Origin of the sequence: Xanthomonas citri pv. citri, from assembly GCF_000961215.1 — a bacterium.
GTDB lineage: Bacteria > Pseudomonadota > Gammaproteobacteria > Xanthomonadales > Xanthomonadaceae > Xanthomonas > Xanthomonas cissicola.
In genome coordinates, this window is record NZ_CP008998.1 from 3,747,045 (window position 1) to 3,768,224 (window position 21,180).

15 protein-coding genes are annotated in these 21,180 nt (G+C 66.1%); 6 read left to right on the forward strand and 9 right to left on the reverse strand.

Annotated features, from left to right (window positions below):
• Positions 1-159 precede the first annotated feature (159 nt).
• The 5 genes from AMD14_RS16645 to AMD14_RS16665 form a co-directional block, all read right to left on the reverse strand.
• Positions 160-978 (reverse strand): DUF3014 domain-containing protein, encoded by an 819-nt coding sequence (locus AMD14_RS16645; protein WP_015463509.1) that lies wholly within the window; start codon positions 976-978, stop codon positions 160-162.
• Between the two features lie 341 nt (positions 979-1,319).
• Entirely contained in the window at positions 1,320-2,486 is a 1,167-nt protein-coding gene (locus tag AMD14_RS16650; protein WP_040107788.1) for a lysozyme inhibitor LprI family protein, read from the reverse strand.
• Positions 2,486-4,087: a SulP family inorganic anion transporter gene (locus AMD14_RS16655; RefSeq protein WP_003488646.1), complete on the reverse strand. Its 1,602-nt coding sequence runs from the start codon at positions 4,085-4,087 to the stop codon at positions 2,486-2,488. Before AMD14_RS16655 ends, AMD14_RS16650 begins: the two co-directional genes overlap by 1 nt.
• Positions 4,088-4,224: 137 nt before the next feature.
• Entirely contained in the window at positions 4,225-5,289 is a 1,065-nt protein-coding gene (locus AMD14_RS16660; RefSeq protein WP_040107656.1) for an XAC2610-related protein, read from the reverse strand.
• Positions 5,256-5,729 carry a DUF3574 domain-containing protein gene (locus AMD14_RS16665; RefSeq protein WP_015463512.1) on the reverse strand — a complete coding sequence of 158 codons (474 nt, stop codon included), beginning with the start codon at positions 5,727-5,729 and terminating at the stop codon, positions 5,256-5,258. Before AMD14_RS16665 ends, AMD14_RS16660 begins: the two co-directional genes overlap by 34 nt.
• A gap of 227 nt (positions 5,730-5,956) precedes the next feature.
• Here AMD14_RS16665 and AMD14_RS16670 point away from each other — a divergent pair, with 227 nt between their 5' ends.
• The 6 genes from AMD14_RS16670 to AMD14_RS16695 all read left to right on the forward strand — a co-directional run bounded on the left by AMD14_RS16670 (position 5,957) and on the right by AMD14_RS16695 (position 18,229).
• Positions 5,957-8,392: a TonB-dependent receptor plug domain-containing protein gene (locus AMD14_RS16670; RefSeq protein WP_011052107.1), complete on the forward strand. Its 2,436-nt coding sequence runs from the start codon at positions 5,957-5,959 to the stop codon at positions 8,390-8,392.
• Positions 8,393-8,613: 221 nt separating this feature from the next.
• Complete coding sequence (gene otsB, locus AMD14_RS16675) at positions 8,614-9,372, forward strand: trehalose-phosphatase (protein WP_005915781.1); 759 nt, start codon at positions 8,614-8,616, stop codon at positions 9,370-9,372.
• A gap of 48 nt (positions 9,373-9,420) precedes the next feature.
• Entirely contained in the window at positions 9,421-11,199 is a 1,779-nt protein-coding gene (locus AMD14_RS16680) for a glycoside hydrolase family 15 protein (protein ID WP_011052108.1), read from the forward strand.
• Positions 11,196-12,563 (forward strand): alpha,alpha-trehalose-phosphate synthase (UDP-forming), encoded by a 1,368-nt coding sequence (gene otsA, locus AMD14_RS16685; RefSeq protein ID WP_003488630.1) that lies wholly within the window; start codon positions 11,196-11,198, stop codon positions 12,561-12,563. Before AMD14_RS16680 ends, otsA begins: the two co-directional genes overlap by 4 nt.
• A gap of 640 nt (positions 12,564-13,203) precedes the next feature.
• Positions 13,204-15,642, forward strand: coding sequence for a glucose/quinate/shikimate family membrane-bound PQQ-dependent dehydrogenase (locus AMD14_RS16690; RefSeq protein WP_171843862.1), 2,439 nt, complete (start codon positions 13,204-13,206; stop codon positions 15,640-15,642).
• A gap of 718 nt (positions 15,643-16,360) precedes the next feature.
• Positions 16,361-18,229 carry a methyl-accepting chemotaxis protein gene (locus AMD14_RS16695; protein ID WP_015463513.1) on the forward strand — a complete coding sequence of 623 codons (1,869 nt, stop codon included), beginning with the start codon at positions 16,361-16,363 and terminating at the stop codon, positions 18,227-18,229.
• A gap of 152 nt (positions 18,230-18,381) precedes the next feature.
• Here the strand turns inward: AMD14_RS16695 and AMD14_RS16700 are convergent, their stop codons facing one another.
• Genes AMD14_RS16700 through rluD form a run of 4 tightly spaced genes read right to left on the reverse strand, consistent with a single transcriptional unit; the run spans position 18,382 to position 21,139 of the window.
• Positions 18,382-18,816, reverse strand: a complete 435-nt coding sequence (locus AMD14_RS16700; protein WP_011052111.1) for a thiol-disulfide oxidoreductase DCC family protein — start codon at positions 18,814-18,816, stop codon at positions 18,382-18,384.
• Positions 18,803-19,309: a DUF4166 domain-containing protein gene (locus AMD14_RS16705; RefSeq protein ID WP_005915793.1), complete on the reverse strand. Its 507-nt coding sequence runs from the start codon at positions 19,307-19,309 to the stop codon at positions 18,803-18,805. Before AMD14_RS16705 ends, AMD14_RS16700 begins: the two co-directional genes overlap by 14 nt.
• Before the next feature lie 20 nt (positions 19,310-19,329).
• Positions 19,330-20,142, reverse strand: a complete 813-nt coding sequence (gene pgeF / locus AMD14_RS16710; RefSeq protein WP_033482844.1) for a peptidoglycan editing factor PgeF — start codon at positions 20,140-20,142, stop codon at positions 19,330-19,332.
• A 1-nt stretch (position 20,143) separates the two neighbouring features.
• Entirely contained in the window at positions 20,144-21,139 is a 996-nt protein-coding gene (gene rluD / locus AMD14_RS16715; RefSeq protein ID WP_003488615.1) for a 23S rRNA pseudouridine(1911/1915/1917) synthase RluD, read from the reverse strand.
• Positions 21,140-21,180: the final 41 nt, after the last annotated feature.

A 21,180-nucleotide genomic window follows, 5' to 3' on the forward strand; every position in this document is an offset into this window, starting at 1 on the left:
TATTGCTGATTGCTGCTTCCGATCATGCAGTAAAACCGCCCGCCGTCGATCGCGCTGTGCAGCATGAGTCGATGTACCGACGTACTCACTTATGTGCGAAAGCCGCACGGCAGTCTGGCGTGCGGGCTTTGGCGTCAGAGGAGTGGGACGCCAGCGGCCTCAGCGCCCCTGCAGCAGGGCCGTGCGAATCCGCTGCAGTTGCGTTTTGACTGCTGTCGCCTGCGTCGGTCCCAGCCGCAGCAGCGCCTTCTGCCCCACCGACAGCGACTCCAGCGATGGGTCGACGAATCGGTAGCGGCCACGGTCATCGCGTTGCACGGCGATCGGCTGCGTCGGCTCGGGCGTGCGCAGCAGGTGGTCGATCACATCGACGACGCGGTCGTTGAAGTAACGATCCGGCGCGCCCAGATCCGCGTACGCCTGCTGAAACAGTGGGTAAAAGCGCACATAGCTGCGCGCCATGGCTTGCGCGTCCACGCCGGTGAACGCGGCTACGTAAGGTGCATAGCGCGCCGCATTGGCCTGATCGAGCACCTGATGATCGCCTTCGCCAGAGACCTGCAACTCGCCAGGCACCGGCTGCAACACCGAGGCACGGCGGCTGATACTGGGCTGGGTGAGATTGTCGATCATCACCACCACGCGTTCGATCAGGTGCTTGCGCAACACGATCGACAACGCGTCATCGTCCTGCACCAACGCCAGCAGCGCTTGCCACGCGGCAGCGTCGCTTTGCGCCAACGCAGGAATTGCAGCATCCGCCGCGTCGTCCGACGCTGCCGGCACCGGGTGACGTGGCTCGCTATTTACGGGCGTCGGCTGTGGGCTGACCGCGGCGGCCACAGCACTGGCGGTACGGCTGATGGGTGCAGGCAAGGTGCCCTGCGGATCGGGCGGGCCGCTGAACAACCACCACGCGGCGCCAGCCATCAATGGGACCGCCAACAACCACGGCCAGCGCGAGGATTTGCTTTGCATCGTGGAACTCCTGACATCGACAACATCCCAAGGTGTGACCGTGGGATGCTGCGGTGGTTCCATCGATTTACGGTGTCGCTCGTTTAGCCGCTTGAGTTGAGGCGTAGCGCGATACGCTCGCGATTTCCGGGAAACGCAGCGGCCGGCTCGCCGCTGTGTGTGGGACGTCCTACAGTTCGACCAGTTCAATTGGTCCTTGCCTGCCCGCTATCGCGGCACCTTGTGCAGCATGGATGCCGCCAAGGAGCTACAGGGACGGACTTGCAGCGTGTCCTGCGATGGTGGGCGGGCCAGGGCCCGACAGCGAACCGGAAGAACCTCCGCTGCGCGATCCACTTCACTTAGCCCGCGAAATCCAACCGCGCATTCACCCAGGCCGCGACAATGGCAGCGGCAACCTGTTCGGCCTGCCTGGCCGGCATGCGCTTTTCGCTTGCCAGCCAGGCGGCTGTCTCTGCGCGCACCTTGGGCAACAGCGCGCGCACGGCGTTGCGCTCGGCTACCGGCCAGTCGCTGTCCTCGCCGGACCACGCAGCAATCGCCTGATCCGGATCGTTGCCGTAGCGCTTGCGCAATTCCGGCTGCAGATACAATGCCGGCGACACGGCAGCGCGCAGCGCGATGATTTGCCACTCCGCGTAGCTGGCGTAGCGAATGGTGCCCGCGTCCTTGCTCAAGGCTTCGATCAGCCCTGCAAACCCGGCATCCAGCTGTTTCCAGCTCGGTCGCGCGAACAGCCCACCAGGCGGCTCGCAGATCGGCGCGAAACTGTCGCGTGTCGAGCCATAGAGCGGACCGAACGCGTCATAGGCCGGCTCGCCCACTGCAGCGAAGATGAAGCAATGCACATACGGCCGCTCGGAACGATCCTCGCGCTCGATCCACATGCGCAACAGGGTCAGCACACGCTGTTGCTGTTGCATGGCAGGCGCGCCATCCACATCGTCGAGCAAGGACGCCGCGAAATCGTCGGTCTTGCGTAGCGCCTTGCGTGCGCTTTCAAAACGCGCGTTCGCCAACGCCGCATCCACGCCTGCGGCAGGCACGAAGTGATGCAGATACGCCAGCCATGCCGATGCCAGCGGCGCGTCGTAGCCCTGCAATTGGCGCGCAGCGTCCGCTGGCGTTTTCGGGATGCTGGCGATGATGCGGTCCAGCGTTTGCTGCTGGGCGTCGAGTATCTTGCCCAGCGCATCGACCCTGGCCTTCAAACTGCGTCGCAGGCAGTCATCCACCTTGGCGTCCTGCGCGCAGGCATTGCGCTGGCGCAACCAGGCGCGTTGTTGATCGCGTACTGCCGTGAGCGAGTCACGCGGCGCGGTATCCAGCACGCCGCGATACGCCTCATCCAGTTGATCGTCCAGTTGACCGAGCGCAGGCACGGCGCACAGCCGCCTTTCCACCGGCGTACCCGCCTGCTTGCAGTCGAACGATGCCGACCATGCGGCGCCAGCGCTCAGCACTAACGCACCACCCACAATGCACCGCACAACCCGCATCCGACCAATCACTGCAACGCCTCCTTGCGCGCTGGCAGCAGCGACAGCAACAACAGCGTCGCCGCCAGGGTCACATAGGCACCGACGAACTGCCAGCTGATCACCCGCGCCAGGCCTTGCAGCGACCACGGCAGATAGATGCCGCCGCGCGGGTCCACCGAATGGATCAGGCCGAACAGGGTCAGCCCGGCAGCCACCAGCAGGAAGACCGCGCCGCGTCGCAAGCGGCCATCGATCATCGCCGCCACCGTGGCGATCCACAGCATCGCGGTGATGATGAAGCCATTGCCCAGCGCGAAGATGACTGCCAGCTCCGGCAGGCCGTGGCCATCGACCTTGGTGGTCAGCGCGACCAGCTGATCCGGCGCAATCCAGCCCGGCGCCTTGATGGTCAGCAGGTACGCGACCGACGGCAGAAAGCCCAGCACCATCGCGCCGGCGTGCTGCTTGGGCGTGGCCTGAAATGCCTGGGTGGTGATATCGATGGAGACATACACGATGATCGGCGCCAGCACGGCCAGCGGCAGCCATTGCACCAGGCCGCTGATCACGCCAAGCATGCCGCCGATCCCGACGAACACCCCGGTCAGCAGCGTATAACCGGAGCGCGCGCCCATGTGTTTGTACGCGGGCTGGCCGATGTACGGCGTGGTCTGCGCGACGCCGCCGCAGACGCCGGCCACCAGCGTGGCCAAGGCTTCCACCAGCAGGATGTCGCGGGTGCGGTAATCGTCGCCTGCCGCGCGCGCGCTCTCGCTGACGTTGATGCCGCCCACCACCATCAACAAGCCGAACGGCAACAGCAACGGCAGGTACGCCACCGTGGCCGGCAGGCCGTCGATAAAGCCCAGCGTCGGCAGCGGCAGCACGATCTGCGGCGGATTCCACGCCGGCAAGGCGAAGCCGGGGGCACCCCATCCCGCCAGGCCAAGCCCGTAATACAACGCGGTGCCGATCACGAACGCCACCAGCACGCCGGGCAATTTGGTCGGGAGGCGGCCCTTGGCGAGCAGCACGTACAGCAGCAGGCCCAGGGTGACGAAGCCGGCCACCGGCGAACGGAGCGTTTCCAGCAATGGCAGCAAGCCCATCAGCACCAGCGCGATACCGGCGATGGAACCGAGCAGGGCCGCACGCGGCAGCGCGCGCGTCACCGCTTCGCCTGCGAACGACAGCACCAGCTTGAGCAGGCCCATCACCACCAACGCGGCCATGCCGAGTTTCCAGGTGGCGATCGCGGCGGCCTGCGGGTCCAGCCCCTGCGCCTTGAAACCGGCAAATGCCGGGCCGAGCACCAGCAGCGCCATGCCGATGCTGGTGGGCGCGTCCAGGCCCAGCGGCATGGCGGTGACGTCGTCGCGCCCGGTGCGCGCGGCCAGCCGCCGCGCCATCAAGGTGTACAGCAGGTTGCCCACCAGCACACCGAATGCGGTGCCGGGGAACATGCGCGCGAATACCACCTCGGCCGGGAACTGGAAGATGCCGACCAAGGCCATCGCGATGAAGCCGAGGATGGACAGGTTGTCGACCACCAGGCCGAAGAAGCCATTGAGATCGCCAGCGACGAACCAGCGCGGCGGGGCCGCAGGACGCGAAGAAGGAGCCGACATGAGAACCAAGGAAGCGTGGGGGTCGGCCGATGTTAGCCGCTGCACTGCAGGGGCGACAGCGGCGCGGTGGATCAGAGCGTGTCGTGGCCAGAGGCCATCGGGCTGTCCGCGAGCAGGCAGCCCGGCGCCATCGCCCGCTACTGCATCGCCGCATCCACATCGATCCAGCCCACGCTGTCGCTGCGGCCGGCACTGCGATAACGCACCTGCAGCCGCGCGCCATCGGCGCTGACGTCCAGCGCATCGGCCTGATCGCCGCGCACCAGATAGCGTTTGGTGGCGGTGGCCGTCGGCGTGGCGTACAGCGGCAAACGCGTCACCTGTACGTGCAGTTGCACCGGCATGGGTTCCTCGAGCGTGGTGCCGATTTCGCTTGCCACCTTGACGCCACGCGGGTCGTACATCGGCCACACCGACAACGGCATGCCATCCTCGCTTCCCGACTCCAGCAAGGTCTGGATCTGCGGCGACTCGATCCGCTGCTGCGTCCGCCAAACGTACAACCGCCCGCCAGCGTCGTAGCGGTAGACATCGGCATACCACATCGGCCCACCGCGGCAGGAACTGGTCAGACTGCGCTGCTGTTGATCGGCAACCAGATTGAAGAATCCTTCGCACTGCACCGCCGGGCGCGTCGGTGCAGCGAGCGCATGAAAGCGGCGCCGTGCAGGATCGAACACAAAGACCCAGACCGCCTCGTTGACCTGACCCAGCATCGCCGACACCGCAAGATCCGGGCGCCCGTCGAAGTTGTAGTCGTCGCTGCGCAGCTGCACGCCGCCTTCGCCATCGTCCACATTCGCGTCGAACCACTGTTCGGCATCGCCGGGAGACAGCACCACATGCAGGCGCTGGCCGACCAAGGCGGCGGTCGCACGGGTCTGCGCATCCAGTGTTAAGCGAAGGCGTGTGTCGTCTGCCGCAGCGCCGAACGCCAGCCCGCCTGCCATCGCAATCAACAGTGCGCAAGCGGCGCGGATGGAAGGCAAATGCAACGAGGTGAAGCACATGCGCAGCTGGTTCGGAACAGTGGGCAAACACCCGCACCCCGGCTGCGCACGCGATGGGCGCCAATGCCGAAGGACGCGCGACAGACGCCGATCGACGCTGGTGAGCGTGGCGGCCGGCAACCGCACGGACCTGGCAGTGCGCAAGCCGGCCAGCCGACTCAGAACGAGACCTCCACCGGCTGCCGCGACCACGGCACCGACTGGTGCCCGGTGGCCTGCTTCCAGGCCAGCCGGATCGCTTCGATGTCGTTGCGCCGTTGCGGGGTGTCTTCGTGCAGGATCACCAGTACCTTGGTCCCCAGCCGGTTCGGCTCCTTGGCGCCGCGGAACAACCATTGGCCGTAGGCGTCGAACACGGTCAGGCCATCCGGAAAGCGCGGTGTCACTTCCTTGTCCAGAAACGCGCGCCACTGGGTTTCGTCGATGGTGCGAGTCTGTGGGCGGTCGGCCGGGCCGGATTCTTCGCCCACGCCGAAATACAACTCGCTGCGCACCCAACCCCGTGCCGCCGCTGGCCGCGCCGCATCGCCCTGCAGGCTGGCAGTGGTCGCGGTCGGCGTGACGCCGGGCGTGGTGGCGCAAGCGGTCAGCGCCAACATGGCGGCAAGCAGGCAAGACGGCAGCAACTTCATCGACTTCTCCACAAAAGATCGGGGGGCGGGCGCAGGATTGGGGGGCAGGCTCATGCAAGGCCGATATCAGCTCATGCTGTCGCGCACGCACTGTGCCATCTCGCACCGCCCTGAACAACGCGATAACATTTTTCCATCCGGATGAATGTGGACAATCCGCCCCCTTGCGCCCAGCCCGGCCGGATGCCGACCGCGCGGCGCGTTGCAGTTGCAGGAGAGAGAACAGCATGACCCGCCCCACCCTTTCGGTGATTGGCATGGCCATCGCCGCCGTGCTCAGCGCCAACGCGCAAGCCCAGCAGGCCGATGCCGGCGCCACCACCCTGGACACCGTGATCGTCACCGGTACCCGTGCCAGCGACCGCACCGTGCTGGAATCCACCGTACCGGTGGACGTGCTCACCGCCGAAGACATTCGCAAGGCCGGCGTGGTCAACGGCGAGCTTGGCAGCGCGCTGCAGGCGCTGCTGCCCTCCTTCAACTTCCCGCGTCAGTCCAACTCCGGTGGCGCCGACCATATCCGCGCCGCGCAGCTACGCGGGCTCTCACCCGACCAGGTGCTGGTACTGGTCAATGGCAAACGCCGCCACACCTCGGCGCTGGTCAACACCGACAGCAAGATCGGCAAGGGCACCACGCCGGTGGATTTCAATTCCATCCCGATCAACGCGATCAAGCGCATCGAAGTGCTGCGCGACGGTGCCGGCGCGCAATACGGCTCGGATGCGATTGCCGGCGTCATCAACGTGATCCTGGACGACAACCCCGAGCGCGGCGAACTGGAAGCCAGCTTCGGCGCCTATAACACCGATGTCGCGCCGATCGACCGCCGCGTTACCGACGGCCAGACCAGCTATGCCAGCGCCAAGGTGGGCACGCTGCTGGGCGACGACGGCGGCTTCTTCAAGGTTGGCCTGGAGCTGAAAAACCGCGAGGCGACCAACCGCGCCGGCTTCGACCAGATTCCCTCGTTCGAAGAACAGACCCCGGCCAATCTGGCGCTGCGGGGCCAGCGCAATTACGTGCTCGGCGATGGCGCCACCAAGGGTCTGAATGCCTGGCTCAACAGCAAGGTTCCGTTCAGCGCCAACGGCGAGTTCTACGCTTTCGGCACCTACAACCAGCGCGATACCGAAGGCGCCAATTACTTCCGTTATCCGGACAGCAGCGCCAACTGGCGCGAGATCTACCCCAACGGCTACCGCCCGATTTCCGAAGGCGAGAATCGCGACCTGCAACTCGTGGCCGGTGCCCGCGGGCAATGGGGCAATTGGGATTACGACGCCAGCGTCAACTACGGCCGCAACGACTTCACCTACCGGCTACGCAACTCGCTCAATGCATCGCTGGGGCCCGGCAGCACCACACGCTTCAAGACCGGCGACTTCGCCTTCGCGCAAACCGTGGGCAATTTCGACCTGACCCGCGTGCTCGACGCCGCCGGCGCTACCCATACCTTCGGTACCGGCGCCGAGTTCCGCCGCGAGCAATACCGCACCCACGCCGGCGACCCTGCCAGCTACGCGGCCGGCCCGTTCACCGATCGCCCCACCGGCTCGCAGGCCGGCGGCGGGCTCACTCCGCAGGACGAAGCCGACCTGTCGCGCAACGTGGCCAGCGCCTACGCCAACGTCTCCAGCCAGTTCGGCGACAAGTTTTCGACCGACCTGGCCGGCCGCTACGAGCATTACCAGGATTTCGGCAGCCAGTGGACCGGCAAACTGGCCGCGCGCTACGCGTTCGCACCGGCCTTTGCGCTGCGTGGCGCCATCTCAAACAACGTGCGTGCGCCTTCGCTCAGCCAGATCGGGTATGAAGCCACGTCCACCGGTTACGACGCCGCCGGCCGTCTGACCCAGGGTCGCCTGCTGTCGGTCAACAACCCCATCGCGCGCGGACTCGGCGCCACCGATCTGAAGCCGGAAAAGTCGGTCAATTACAGCCTGGGCTTCACCAGCAAGGTGGGCGATCACTTCGACGTGTCGCTGGACTTTTTCCAGATCGATATCGACGACCGCATCGCGCTGTCCGAAGACATCACCGGCGATGCGCTGACCAGCTTCGTGCAGCAGAACTACGGCGTCACCGGCGTGCAGAGCGCCAGCTATTTCCTCAACGCCGCCGACACCCGCACCCGCGGTGCCGAGCTGGTCGCCAACTGGCGCCAGTACGCCTTCGGCGGCGACCTGCTGCTGACCGGCACCTACAGCTACGCCAAGACCGAGCTGGAAAACATCATTGCCACCCCGGCCCAGTTGCTTGCATTGAACCCGGAGTACGTGCTGTTCGGCGTGGAAGAAAGCAACACGCTCACCGACGCCGCACCGCGCACCCGCGCCTCGCTTGCCGCGAACTGGAGCAACGAGCACTGGAACCTGCAGACACGCGTCAACCGCTACGGCAGCGCCACCCGCGTATTCGATTTCGGTGGCGGCTTCGTGCCGCGCCAGACCTACGGCGCCGAGTGGCAACTGGACCTGGAAGCCGAATACCACCTGGGCACGCAATGGACGCTGGCCATCGGCGGGCAGAACATTCTGGACAACTACTCGGACCGTTCCATCGACGACATCGCCTACTTCGGCAACCTGCCCTACGACGTGCTCTCGCCGATCGGCAGCAACGGCGCGTATTGGTATGGGCGGGTGCGGTACTCGTTCTGAGCAACGGCGTTGAGCCCCTCTCCCCTCGGGAGAGGGGTTGGGGTGAGGGTACGGGCGAAGCCTCGCGTCATAAGTCACTACAGGAGGCTTCGCCCTTACCCCCATCCTCCCCTGCGGGGCACCTTCTCTCCCATGAAGGAGGACAATGCCCCAGCGGGAGAAGGAGCAATCCCCGCCGTTCCATAACCTGAATCTCACACCCCATTGCGCACACTAGCGCAATGGCAGACGCGCAATCCCCCCTACCGTCGCCGCCATTGCTGGACGATGCCTGTGCATTGTTTCTGGACGTGGACGGCACCCTCATCGACTTTGCCGACCGCCCCGAGGCGGTGCAGCTATTGCCCGACGTGCGCGAGGCCATCGGCCTGCTGAGCGAGCGCCTCAAGGGCGCCGTCGCACTGGTCAGCGGCCGGCCACTCGCCCAGCTGGATGCCCTGTTCGCTCCCTTGCTGCTGCCGGCCGCCGGTCTGCACGGGCATGAGCTGCGCAGCGATCTCGCGGCACGCGCGGCAATGCCCCAAGACACGTCCCAGTGGCTGCACGGCCTGCATCAACGCGCCGCGGCGCTGACGCACCACCACCCCGGCGTGCTGGTCGAAGACAAGGGCGCCAGCGTGGCGCTGCACTGGCGCGCCCGGCCGCAGGCCGGCCCCGAGGTGCTCGCCTTCGCGCAGCAGGAAATCGCACAGCTTTCCGGCTATCGCCTGCAGCCTGGCGACCACGTGGTGGAATTCGTTCCCGAAGGCAGCAACAAGGGTCTGGCGGTCGAGCAGCTGATGCAGCACGGCACCTTCGCCGGTCGCACGCCGGTGTTCGTCGGCGACGACCTTACCGACGAATTCGGCTTCGACGCCGCCAACCGGCTCGGCGGCTGGAGCGTGCTCGTCGGCGATCGCGCGCAGACCAGCGCGCGCTTTCGCGTCGGCGGCACCCCCGACGTACACGCGTGGTTGCAACGCAACGCACGCAGCCGCTGAGCACAGCGCACCTGCTCTCATTCACTTCAACAGGATCGTTTGCACTCCATGACCGAGCCAAACCTGGATCTGGGCGTCATCGGCAACTGCAGTTTCGGTGCATTGGTCGATCGTCAGGCGCGCGTGGTGTGGAGTTGCCTGCCGGCATTCGACGGCGACCCGGCCTTTTGCACGCTGCTTTCGCCCAAGACCGAAGGCGGCGACTTCGCCGTGGAACTGGAAGATTTCGCCAGCAGCGAGCAGCACTACCTGCCCAATACCGCTGTGCTGCGCACGGTGTTGCGCGATCGCCACGGTGGCGAGCTGGAAGTCATCGACTTCGCGCCGCGCTGGCGCAACAACGGGCGCTTCTATCGGCCGGTCAGCATCATCCGCCAGATCCGGCCATTGAGCGGCAACCCGCGCATCATCGTGCGCGCGCGCCCGCTGGCCGACTGGGGCGGCCGCACGCCGGACACCACCTGGGGCAGCAATCACATCCGTTGGGTGTTGCCGGAATTCACCTTGCGCCTGACCACCGATGTGCCGGTGCGCTTCGTCCGCGACGGCTTGCCGTTCGTGCTCAGCCATCCGGTGAGTCTGGTGCTGGGCGTGGACGAATCGCTGACCCGCTCGCTCACCGGTTACGTGCAGGAAGCGCAGGAACGCACCGAAGAATACTGGCGCGAATGGGTGCGCTACCTGTCCATTCCACTGGACTGGCAGGAGGCGGTGATTCGCAGCGCGATCACGCTGAAGTTGTGCCAGTACGAAGACAGCGGCGCGATCATCGCGGCAATGACCACCTCGATTCCGGAAGCGCCCAACACGCCGCGCAACTGGGACTACCGCTATTGCTGGCTGCGCGATGCCGCCTTCGTGGTGCGTGCGCTCAACCGGCTCGGCGCAACCCGCACGATGGAGCAGTTCATCGGCTACATCTTCAATATCGCCACCACCGACGGCACCATGCAGCCGCTATACGGCATCGGCTTCGAATCGCAGCTGGAAGAACACGAAGTGGACACCATGGCCGGTTACCGCGGCATGGGTCCGGTGCGGCGCGGCAACCTGGCGTGGATCCAGCAGCAGCACGATGTCTATGGCAGCGTGGTGCTGGCGTCCACGCAGCTGTTCTTCGATCTGCGCCTGAAGGATCAAGGCGATGCGGATACCTTCCGCCGGCTTGAGCCGCTGGGCGAGCGTGCCTATGCATTGCATAACGTGCCCGATGCCGGCCTGTGGGAATTTCGCGGCCGCGCCGAAGTGCATACCTACACCGCCGCGATGTGCTGGGCGGCATGCGATCGCCTGTCCAAGATCGCCGACCGTCTGGTGCTGCCCGAGCGCAGCACCTACTGGCGCGAACGTGCCGACGGCATCCGCGAGCGCGTGTTGAACGAGGCCTGGAGCGAGGAGCGCGGTCATTTCACCGACACCCTCGGCGGCCATCGGCTGGATGCCTCGCTGTTGCTGCTGGCCGATATCGGCATCGTGGCCAATGACGACAGCCGCTTCGTGCGCACGGTCGAGGCGGTCGGTCGCGTGCTCAAGCACGGCGATGCGCTGTACCGCTACATCGCACCGGATGACTTCGGTGAGCCGGAAACCAGCTTCACCATCTGCACCTTCTGGTACATCGACGCACTGGCCGCGATCGGGCGCAAGGACGAGGCACGGGAATTGTTCGAGCGCATCCTTTCGCGCCGCAATCACCTCGGCTTGCTGTCGGAAGATCTATCGTTCGAGGACGGCGAAGCCTGGGGCAATTTCCCTCAGACCTATTCGCATGTTGGCTTGATCATCGCAGCGATGCGCTTGTCGCGGAGCTGGCAGGAGGCGTCATGAGTCGTTTGGTGGTGGTATCCAACCGCGTTGCGGTGCCCGGCGAGAACCGCGCCGGTGGCTTGGCGGTTGGCTTGTTGGCGGCGCTCAAGGAGCGCGGCGGTGTGTGGTTTGGCTGGAGCGGCAAGACCGTGCGCGGCGACAGCGGCGGCATGCACGAGCAGACCGAAGGCGACATCACCTTCGTCACCATGGACCTCAACAAGCGCGACATCGATTCGTACTACAACGGCTTCGCCAATCGCACGCTGTGGCCATTACTGCACTTCCGCCTGGACCTGGTCGATTACGACCGCGCCACGCGCGAAGGCTACATGCGCGTCAATCGGCTGTTTGCCGAAAAACTCGCGCCGCTGCTGAAAGACAGCGACACGCTGTGGATCCACGACTACCACATGATTCCGCTCGGCGCGATGCTGCGCGAGCTGGGCGTGGGCTGCAAGATGGGCTTCTTCCTGCACGTGCCGATGCCGTCGGCCGATCTGGTGCAGGCCATGCCCGATCATGCGCGTTTGTTCAGTACCTTCTACGCATACGACCTGGTCGGCTTCCAGACCCAGCGCGATGCCGAACGTTTCAAGGCCTATGTGCGCCTATTCGGCGGTGGCCGCATTCTGGAAGGCGATCTGGTGGAAGGCCCGGGTGGGCGCCGCTTCACCGCCTCTTCGTTCCCGATCGGGATCGATACCGACCTGATTGCCCACCAGGCCAAGGCCTCTGCCGGCAAGCAGGCGGTGCGTGATCTGCGCGAAAGCCTGCGTGGCCGTCAGTTGGCCATCGGTGTGGACCGCCTGGATTATTCCAAGGGATTGCCGGAGCGCTTTCAGGGTTTCGAGCGCTACCTGGAGCGGTATCCGGATCAATCCGGCAGCCTGACCTACCTGCAAATTGCGCCGGTTTCGCGCGGCGATGTCACCGAATACCGTCAATTGCGCAGCCAGCTCGAACAGATCGCCGGCCACATCAACGGCGGACATGCAGAGCCGGACTGGACGCCGCTGCGCTACGTCAACCAGAACTTCAGCCATGCCACGCTGACAGGCTTCTATCGTGCGGCCTCGGTGTGTCTGGTCACGCCATTGCGCGACGGCATGAACCTGGTTGCCAAGGAATTCGTGGCCGCGCAGGATCCGGCAGACCCGGGTGTGCTGGTGTTGTCGCTGTTTGCAGGTGCAGCCGACGAAATGAAGGAAGCGTTGCTGGTCAACCCGCACGATCTGGATGGCGTGGCCGACGCGATCGCCACAGCGGCAAGCATGCCGCTGGCAAGCCGCATCGAACGCTGGCACGCGATGATGGATCACCTGCGCAAGAACAACATCAACCACTGGCGCCAGCGCTATCTGCAAGCGCTCTCTGAGGTGTAGAGCGACGACCCGTCTCCTACCGGGACTTGTCCTCCTTCAGGCGGACAAGGTCCCCAACAGGCAGAGGACGACATGGCCGCCATCAGCGTGAAGTCTGCGGTTTCCAGAGCGTTTGGCTGCCCGGCGCCGACGCACCGAGCAGCTGCGCCCCCTGACCATGCGAACCCTGATTGCAGTGGGAAAAGACGTCGGAGGTCGACAGTGTGCAGGTGCTGTGCAGGTGCGATCGACGCGGCAGTAACCGGCCACAGCACGTGCGCCGCAACGCTCTGCCCTGCAATCGCGTGCGCGCTCGGCACAAGCGCATATCAACTTCGTCTGCAGGCAACGCACCGCACACTGCAAAGCGTTCAACATCCGCATGTTTCCAGTGTGCCAAACGTGCAGGTTGGAACGCTGGTTCCTATTCCGTCACGGACAAAGGGCGTCCGGGGGTCTAAAATATTCACATGATTAGCGCTGAGGACCCTGGGAGGGGCTGCGCGTTCATAGCGTTCGACGTGTGTATCTAGATCCGGCCCGCGTGATGGCGCCTGCGATCGCTCTCCCTCCACGACTCGCCACCGCTCGCTGGTGCCTGAGTCCTTCCTGACATCTCAAAATGACTGATCAATCCTCAAAACGTGGGCTAGGCACCTGGTTGCTGGTGGCCTATGCCGTGGTGATCGCCGTGCTTGGCGCGGTGCTCGCCTACCAGGGCGGCCGCCTGGTGGCCGTGGGCGGCTCCTGGTATTACCTGATCGCGGGTATTGCCCTGTTCCTGGCGGGCGTCCTGCTCGCGCTGGGCAAGCGCGCCGGGCTGTGGCTGTTTGGCGCCACGCTGGCCGGTACCATCGCCTGGGCGCTGTGGGAAGTGGGCCTGGATGGCTGGGGCTTGGTGCCGCGCCTGGCCATGATGTCGGTGCTGGGGCTGGTGCTGCTGCCGTTCTGGGGGGTGGCGCGTCGTCGCATGCAGCCGTTGTCCGGCCTGAGCTATGCGCTGGTGACCGGCGTGCTGCCAATCCTGGGCGCCGCGCTGATCCTGTGGCCGCTGCTGATGCCGCGCAATGTCGAGCTGGCCGATGCCTCCAAGTTGCCGGCCGACAGCGCCACGGCCTTCAGCCGCGGCACCGTGCCCAGCCCCGACGGCAACGTCGCGGCCAATCATGACGCCAGCAACTGGACCTCCTATGCGGGTTCCAACCTGTCCAACCACTACACGCCCGGCGCGCAGATCACGCCGGACAACGTGAAGAATCTCAAGGTGGCCTGGGAATTCCACACCGGCGACCTCAAGCCCAAGGACTCCAAGCTGGGCTACGCCTTCCAGAACACCCCGCTCAAGGTCGGCGACCTGCTCTACATCTGTACCCCCACCCAGAAAGTGATCGCGGTGGAAGCGGCCAACGGCAAGGAGCGCTGGCGCTTCGATCCGCAGACCAACCCAAAGGCGATGGCGGGCGTGGCTGCCACCACCTGCCGTGGCGTGTCGTACTACCAGGCGCCCGAAGGCACCGCCGAGTGCCCGACCCGGATCTTCTGGCCGATGGTCGATGGCCGCCTCGGCGCGCTGGATGCGCAGACCGGCAAGCTGTGCACCAGCTTCGGCAACAACGGCTATGTCGATCTGAATGCGGGCACCGGCAACACCAAGCCGGGCTTCGTCGGCCCCACCTCGCCGCCGGTGGTGATGCGTGGTGTGGTGATCCAGCCGACCGGCCAGGTCCGCGATGGTCAGGAAGGCGATGCGCCGTCCGGCGTGGTGCGTGGCTTCGATGCGCTCACCGGCCAGCTGCGCTGGGCCTGGGACCTGGGCAACCCGGCGATCACCGCCGAGCCGCCGGCCGGCCAGACCTACACGCGCTCAACCCCGAACGTATGGTCGCTGATGGCCGCCGACGACGAGCTGGGCCTGGTCTATCTGCCCACCGGCAATGCATCCGGCGACTTCTTCGGCAAGGGCCGCACCCCGCAGGACGAGGAATACACCGCCTCGCTGGTTGCGGTGGATGCCGCCACCGGCAAGGAACGCTGGCACTTCCGTACCGTCAACCACGACCTGTGGGACTACGACATCGGCCCGCAGCCGAACCTGGTCGATTGGCCGGTCGCTGGCGGCGGCACGCGTACTGCGGTGATCCAGGCCACCAAGTCCGGCCAGGTGTTCGTGCTGGACCGCGCCACCGGCGAGCCGATCATGCCGGTCAAGCAGATTCCGGTACCGCAGGGAACCGACCACGGCGACTGGACCGCCGCCACGCAACCGATCTCGCCGGGCATGCCCAACACCGTGGGCGCGCCGAGCCGTGAGTTCGAAAAAATCATCGAATCCGATGCCTGGGGCATGACTCCGTTCGACCAGTTGGTCTGCCGTATCCAGTTCAAGCAGCTGCGCTACGAAGGCATGTTCACCCCGCCCACCCTGCAGGGGTCGCTGGCCTTCACCGGCAACCACGGCGGCATCAACTGGGGCGGCGTTTCGGTGGACCTGCAGCGCGGCATCATGGTGATGAACAGCAATCGCCTGCCCTACACCTTGCAGGTGTATACCCGCCAGAAGATGGACGAGCTGGGCGTGGTGTCGGTGTTCGACGGCAAGAGCAAGACCCCCGGCTACATGGCGCAGAAGGGCCTGGCCTACGGCGCCCGCAAGGAGCCGTGGATGTCGCCGCTCAACACCCCGTGCGTGGCACCGCCGTGGGGCTACATCGCCGGTGTGGACCTGCGCACGCAGCAGGTGATCTGGCGTCGTCCGCTGGGCACCGGTTACGACCAGGGTCCGATGGCCATCCCGTCCAAGACCAAGTTCGAGATCGGCACGCCCAACAACAGCGGCTCGCTGGCCACCGCTGGCGGGGTGACCTTCATCGGCGCGACCCTGGACGACTTCATGCGCGGCTTCGACACCCTTACCGGCAAGCAGGTCTGGGAAACCCGCGTCCCCGCCGGGCCGCAGGCAGCGCCGATGAGCTACACCATCAACGGCAAGCAATACATCGTGGCCGCCGTCGGTGGACACGACCGCATGGAAACCAAGTCGGGCGACAGCGTCATTGCCTGGGCCCTGCCCGACGATGCGCAGGCCGCGCCTGCCAAGTAACGGCAGTGCTGGAAGCCTCATGCGGCCAGGCGGTGCGCTGATGCGCACAAGCCCATGCAGTCTGCACTGCATCGGCCGCTGCGCCTCACCCGCCCGGCAACGCTCTGGCGCATGGGCTACCTGCCGTCGGTCCAGGGCCGACGGATGCACCAGTCAAACCGGTCGTCGCGAGACGGCCGGTTTTTTTATGCGCGCGCTTCACTGTGCGGCGAAGGCACATCAGGTCGAAGCCGGCGATGTCAGCCGAGCGTATGACGCGCGGCCGAGGCGCACTGGCTCTCAAAGCTGAGTTTCAGACGTCCGAACCCAGGCCGAGCTCCGAAGCCGGCGATCCCACGCAACAGTCCAAGGACTGCGCGACTACAAATCCAGAGCGCACCCTGCCGACAACCGAACCAGCCCCACGCTCGGATGGATGTGTCCGTTCCAAATTGCAGGTCGCTGACATTGCCGGGCACTCGCGCAGGCATTTTTCACGCGAAATTTACAATCGAGTCGTCGTGGTGGGTCGTTTGATCGCACCCGGCGCGCTTACCCGGTGCACTGAAATCGCTTTCGTATCAATGACATCAGGCTATTTCGCGACCTGGTTGCCATATTCCGACGAACGGCGTCTTCACATCATCATGATTCGGACTCAGCCGCCGATACCCCAATTGCAGGCCATGGACTGCCGATGCCGCTCCCCCTTCTCAGATCACCCAGCTGGACTCAGCCTATGTCGCTTGCACACGATGCCGCCCCCGTCGTCCAACCGCCCGCCGGTCGGCACGTTGCGCGCGCCACCTGGACTGCATGGCTGCCCGCTGCTGCGCATATCGGGGTGCTGGCATTGCTCGCCTGCTACGCCGCCACGCTGGTACCCGGCGGCTTCCTGAGCGGGCTCGGACGCCTGCTGCCCGCCCTGTTGGTGCTGGGCGCGGCAAGCGCCGGGCTCTGGTGGTGGTCGCGCCGTCGTCACGACACGCAGTTGCAGCAGGCAATGCGTGCGGTGGTGGCGATCGGCGACGGACGCACCCAGCGTCTGGACCTGCGCAACGCCTCCGGCGACCTCGCACCGTTGCTGCACGCGCTGCAGGATGCCCAGGACAAGCTCGCCATCCGCATCGATGTGATGGAGCAAGGCCTGCGCCATGGCCAGTTCGTGATCAAGGCGCTGGACGATCTGGACACCATGATCCGCATCGCCGACGACGATGGCCAGGTGCTGTTCGCCAACCGCAAATTGCTCGCCATGCTCAAGCTGATCGAGCCGGATGTGCAGAGCTTCCGTCCCAGCTTCCATGCCGAAGGCTTCGTCGGCGGCAGCATCGGCGACATCTATCCCGACAGCCAGGCCGCGATCGACCGCATGCGCGCGTTGAATGCCTCCAAGGCCGTGCGTGCGCCGTTCTTCGGCCGCCAGATCGACTTCGTCTACAGCCCGATCATCGCCGCCGACGGCACCAAGCTCGGCACCATCGCGCAGTGGATGGACGTCACCGCGCAGGTCAACGCCGAGCAGGCACTGATCCAGATCATCGACGCCGCCTCCGCCGGCGATTTCAGCCGCCGCATGCAGATCGACGGCATGGACGGTGTGCTGCTGACCCTGGCGCAAGGCATCAACCGCATCTACGACTCGGTGGAAACCCATCTGGCCGCATTGGCGCGCGTGATCGGTGCACTGGCCGAAGGCGACCTCACCCAGCGCGTGGACGGCGATGCGCACGGTATCTTCGCGCGCTTGCGCGACGACACCAACCAGACCGTTACCCGCCTCACCGAGATCATCGGCGGCATCCAGGCCGCATCGGACACCATCCGCCAGGCCGCGGTGGAAATCGCCGCCGGCAACATGGATCTTTCCGAGCGCACCGAGCAACAGGCGGCCAATCTGGAAGAAACCGCAAGCTCGATGGAAGAGCTCACCTCCACCGTGAAGCAGAACGCCGAGAGCGCGCTGCAGGCCAATCGCCTGGTCGTCGGCACCGGCGACGTGGCGCAGAGCGGCGGGCAGGTGATGGACGAGGTGGTCGCCACCATGGGCCAGATCAGCACCGCCTCGCGCAAGATCGGCGAGATCATCGGTGTGATCGACGGCATCGCGTTCCAGACCAACATCCTGGCGCTCAACGCCGCGGTGGAAGCCGCGCGTGCCGGCGAACAGGGCCGCGGCTTTGCGGTGGTTGCCTCGGAAGTGCGCGCACTGGCGCGGCGCTCTGCCGATGCGGCCAAGGAGATCAAGACGCTCATCGCCGACTCCACCGACAAGGTGGAGCTGGGTTCGGGCCTGGTGCACCGCGCCGGCGCGACCATGCGCGAGATCGTCGGCTCGGTCAAACACGTCACCGACATCATGAGCGAGATCACCTCGGCCAGCGCCGAGCAGTCCAGCGGGATCGAGCAGGTCAACCGCACGGTCGCGCAGTTGGATGAAGTGACCCAACGCAACGCCGCGCTGGTGGAAGAAGCCACCGCCGCCGCGCGCAGCCTGGAAGAACAGGCGGTGGAACTGGCCGATGCGGTCTCGATCTTCCGCCTGCAGTCCGACGCCCGCCCCGGCGCCTCCAACATCGCGCGCGCCAGCTTCCACAACGCGGCATAAGCCCGGCATGCGTAGCCATTCGTAGGAGCGCGCCCGGGCGCGACCGGGCGTTCCCCGGAATGCTCCTTGCGCTCAGGCGCGCTCCTACGCGCCATTGGTCGGGATCGCCGGGTGCGCCAGCCAATCGCCGCGCACGACGCACGTGTAGTGCCTCAGTCCAGAAACCGCGCGTGTTGCTCGGGCGTGGGCAGCATGCAGTGATCGCTGCGGCCGAACCAGCGATAACGATTGCGTGCGATCAGCCGGTAGCCAAGATCGCGCACGCGACGTGGGACCAGGCGCAGCACCCCACTCAGCTGCCAGAGTCCGCCCAATCCCGCAAGCACGCGCACGATCGCGTCGCTGTCGGTCCAGGCACCGGTGGCGTCCACCAGTAGAAACGACAGGGGGTCGTCCGGGTCCAGACCGTGCTGCTGCAACAGTGCGCGCCCGGCTTGCCCTTGCATGGCAGCAAAGCGATAGCGCCCATGCCGATCGTGGCGCAGCAGGAATTTGACCCAGCCATTGCAGAGCAGGCACACGCCGTCGAAGACGATGGTGGCGCGCGCCGCAGGCGGCGAAACAGGTGATTGATCAGCGCGGTTCAAGCCAGCCCTCGTAACGAATGAACGGTCCTACCAGCGGCAACTGCACGTCCACCAGAAACCCGTAGCGGCCGCCGTCGGCATGCTCGCGGCAGCGCACCTGCCGGAACCAGCGTGCAGGCAAGCGAATCATCCCGAACGCCCACACGCGAGTAGCCTGCCAATACAACGATTGCGCATCGGCCTGCAGCGAAAATTCAAAGCGCACCGCACCCAGGTGTTCGCGCAAGTTTTCGCCATGGCGCCATAGCCGCGAATGCATCGGCATGCCGTCAAAGCGCCGATGCCAGCGCTCGCCGTGCGTGTCGGCCAGAAAGTCCACTTCCACCGCCACCTCGCCGCTACGCGGCAGACGGCTCAACAGCGCCAGCAACGGCACCAGCGCATGCCCACCACGCTGAATCTGGGCGCGCCCGGCGAAGCGCTGCCGCTGCCGCACCGAGTGCAGCGCGCGCACTGGCGCAGGCAGTTGCGCGAACGCGTCCTGCCCCAGCACCTGTGCGAACAGTGGCGTGTTCAGGGGACAATCCAGGCCAGTGTGGCCATGCGTCCGCTGCGGCGATCGCGACGGTGCGAGAAAAAACGTTGTGGATCGGAAATGGTGCACAACCCGCCGCCATGCACCGCATCGGCCGGCACGCCGGCCTGCTGCAGCCGCTGGCGTGCCAGCGCATACAGATCCACCCGCCAGTGCCCCGGGCGCGTGGCGACAAACGCGCGTTGCGCCTGTGCATCGTGCGCAACGAAGGCGTCGAACACGTCCTCGCCGATTTCATACACCTGCGGTCCCGCGGCCGGCCCCAGCCAGGCCACCAGTCGCTGCGGTGGCGTCCGCATTGCGGCCACGCTGCGCTCCAGCACGCCGTCGGCCAGCCCGCGCCAACCGGCATGCGCAGCAGCAACTTCGCTGCCATCGACGGCGGCGAACACAACCGGCAGGCAATCGGCCGTGAGGATTGCCAGTACCACGCCAGGCACCGACGTCACGGCAGCATCGGCGACCGGTTCGTGTGCGCCTGGTCGCTGGTCCGCCGCGCGGTCGGTGGAATCGGGCGCAGCGGACGGTGCATCCAGCCGCACCACGTCCACGCCATGGACCTGCCGCAGCCAATGCGGCGTGCTCGGCAGCTGCAGTGCCGCGGCCAGCAGCGCTCGGTTGCGCTCCACCTGCTCGGGCACATCGCCTTCGGCGCTGTTGCGGTTGCCAAGGTTGAGCGTGTCGAACGGCGGCAGCGAGCCGCCCAGACCGTGACGCAGCGTGGTCAGCGCACGGATGCGCGGCGGCACCGGCCAGTCGGCTGGCAGGATGAAGGGCGCAGCCATGGACATCTCAGCGGCGTGCCAGCTCGGCGGCGCGTGCACTGTCTTCGCGCAGCACGGTCATCAGGCGCTGCAGATCAGCCGGCACCGGCGCGCTGGCGCGGACCGGCTCGCCGCTGACCGGGTGCAGGAATTCCAGGGTTTCAGCGTGCAGCGCCTGGCGCTTGAAGGTGCGCAGTTCGTGCACCAGCTCATCGGTGGCGCCCTTGGGCAGCTTGAGCGCGCCGCCGTACAGCGGGTCGCCGACGATCGGCGATTTCAGGTGCGCCATGTGCACGCGGATCTGATGGGTACGCCCGGTTTCGAGCCGACATTCCAGCGCGGTGTGCGCACGGAAGCGCTCGCGCAGGCGGTAATGCGTGACCGCATCGCGGCCATCGTCGCGCACCGCCATCTTCAGGCGGTCGCGCGGGTGGCGATCGATCGGAGCATTGGCGGTGCCGCCGGAGACCAGCGCGCCCACCACCACGGCCAGATACTGGCGGTGCACCTCGCGCGCGGACAGCTGCTCCACCAGCGCGGTCTGCGCCTGCACGGTGCGCGCCACCACCATCACGCCGCTGGTGTCCTTGTCCAGGCGATGCACCACCCCGGCGCGCGGCACCGAGGCCAGCGCCGGGTCGCGGAACAGCAGCGCATTGACCAGGGTCCGGTCCGGATTGCCGGCGCCCGGATGCACCACCAGGCCGGCCGGCTTGTCGATCACCAGCACCTGCTCGTCTTCGTACAGCACGCTCAGCGGAATGTCCTGCGGCGCGGCGTGAGTCTGGGTTTCCAGCACCACCTGCACCTGCACGCTCTCGCCGCCGCGCAAGGTATCGCGCGGGCGCGCCATTTCGCCGTCCAGCAGCGCGTCACCGGACTTGATCCATTCCGACAGCCGCGAGCGCGAAAATTCCGGGAACAGCTCGGCCAGCACTGCGTCGAAACGGCGTCCGGCGGCGTTGTCGGGCACGATCGCCTGGCGGATGGACGGGTCGAGGGGTTCGGCAGATGGGTCGGACATGGACACGGGCACTCGGGCAAAAGCGGGAATTTGGGGGTCCG

What these genes read in the sequence shown, in the direction of transcription:
- AMD14_RS16665 (WP_015463512.1), bottom strand. Translation starts at nt 5,729, where the DNA reads ATGAAGTTGCTGCCGTCTTGCCTGCTTGCCGCCATGTTGGCGCTGACC.
- AMD14_RS16655 (WP_003488646.1), bottom strand. Translation starts at nt 4,087, where the DNA reads ATGTCGGCTCCTTCTTCGCGTCCTGCGGCCCCGCCGCGCTGGTTCGTC.
- pgeF (WP_033482844.1), bottom strand. Translation starts at nt 20,142, where the DNA reads ATGTCCATGGCTGCGCCCTTCATCCTGCCAGCCGACTGGCCGGTGCCG.
- rluD (WP_003488615.1), bottom strand. Translation starts at nt 21,139, where the DNA reads ATGTCCGACCCATCTGCCGAACCCCTCGACCCGTCCATCCGCCAGGCG.
- otsB (WP_005915781.1), top strand. Translation starts at nt 8,614, where the DNA reads ATGGCAGACGCGCAATCCCCCCTACCGTCGCCGCCATTGCTGGACGAT.
- AMD14_RS16645 (WP_015463509.1), bottom strand. Translation starts at nt 978, where the DNA reads ATGCAAAGCAAATCCTCGCGCTGGCCGTGGTTGTTGGCGGTCCCATTG.
- AMD14_RS16680 (WP_011052108.1), top strand. Translation starts at nt 9,421, where the DNA reads ATGACCGAGCCAAACCTGGATCTGGGCGTCATCGGCAACTGCAGTTTC.
- AMD14_RS16670 (WP_011052107.1), top strand. Translation starts at nt 5,957, where the DNA reads ATGACCCGCCCCACCCTTTCGGTGATTGGCATGGCCATCGCCGCCGTG.
- otsA (WP_003488630.1), top strand. Translation starts at nt 11,196, where the DNA reads ATGAGTCGTTTGGTGGTGGTATCCAACCGCGTTGCGGTGCCCGGCGAG.
- AMD14_RS16695 (WP_015463513.1), top strand. Translation starts at nt 16,361, where the DNA reads ATGTCGCTTGCACACGATGCCGCCCCCGTCGTCCAACCGCCCGCCGGT.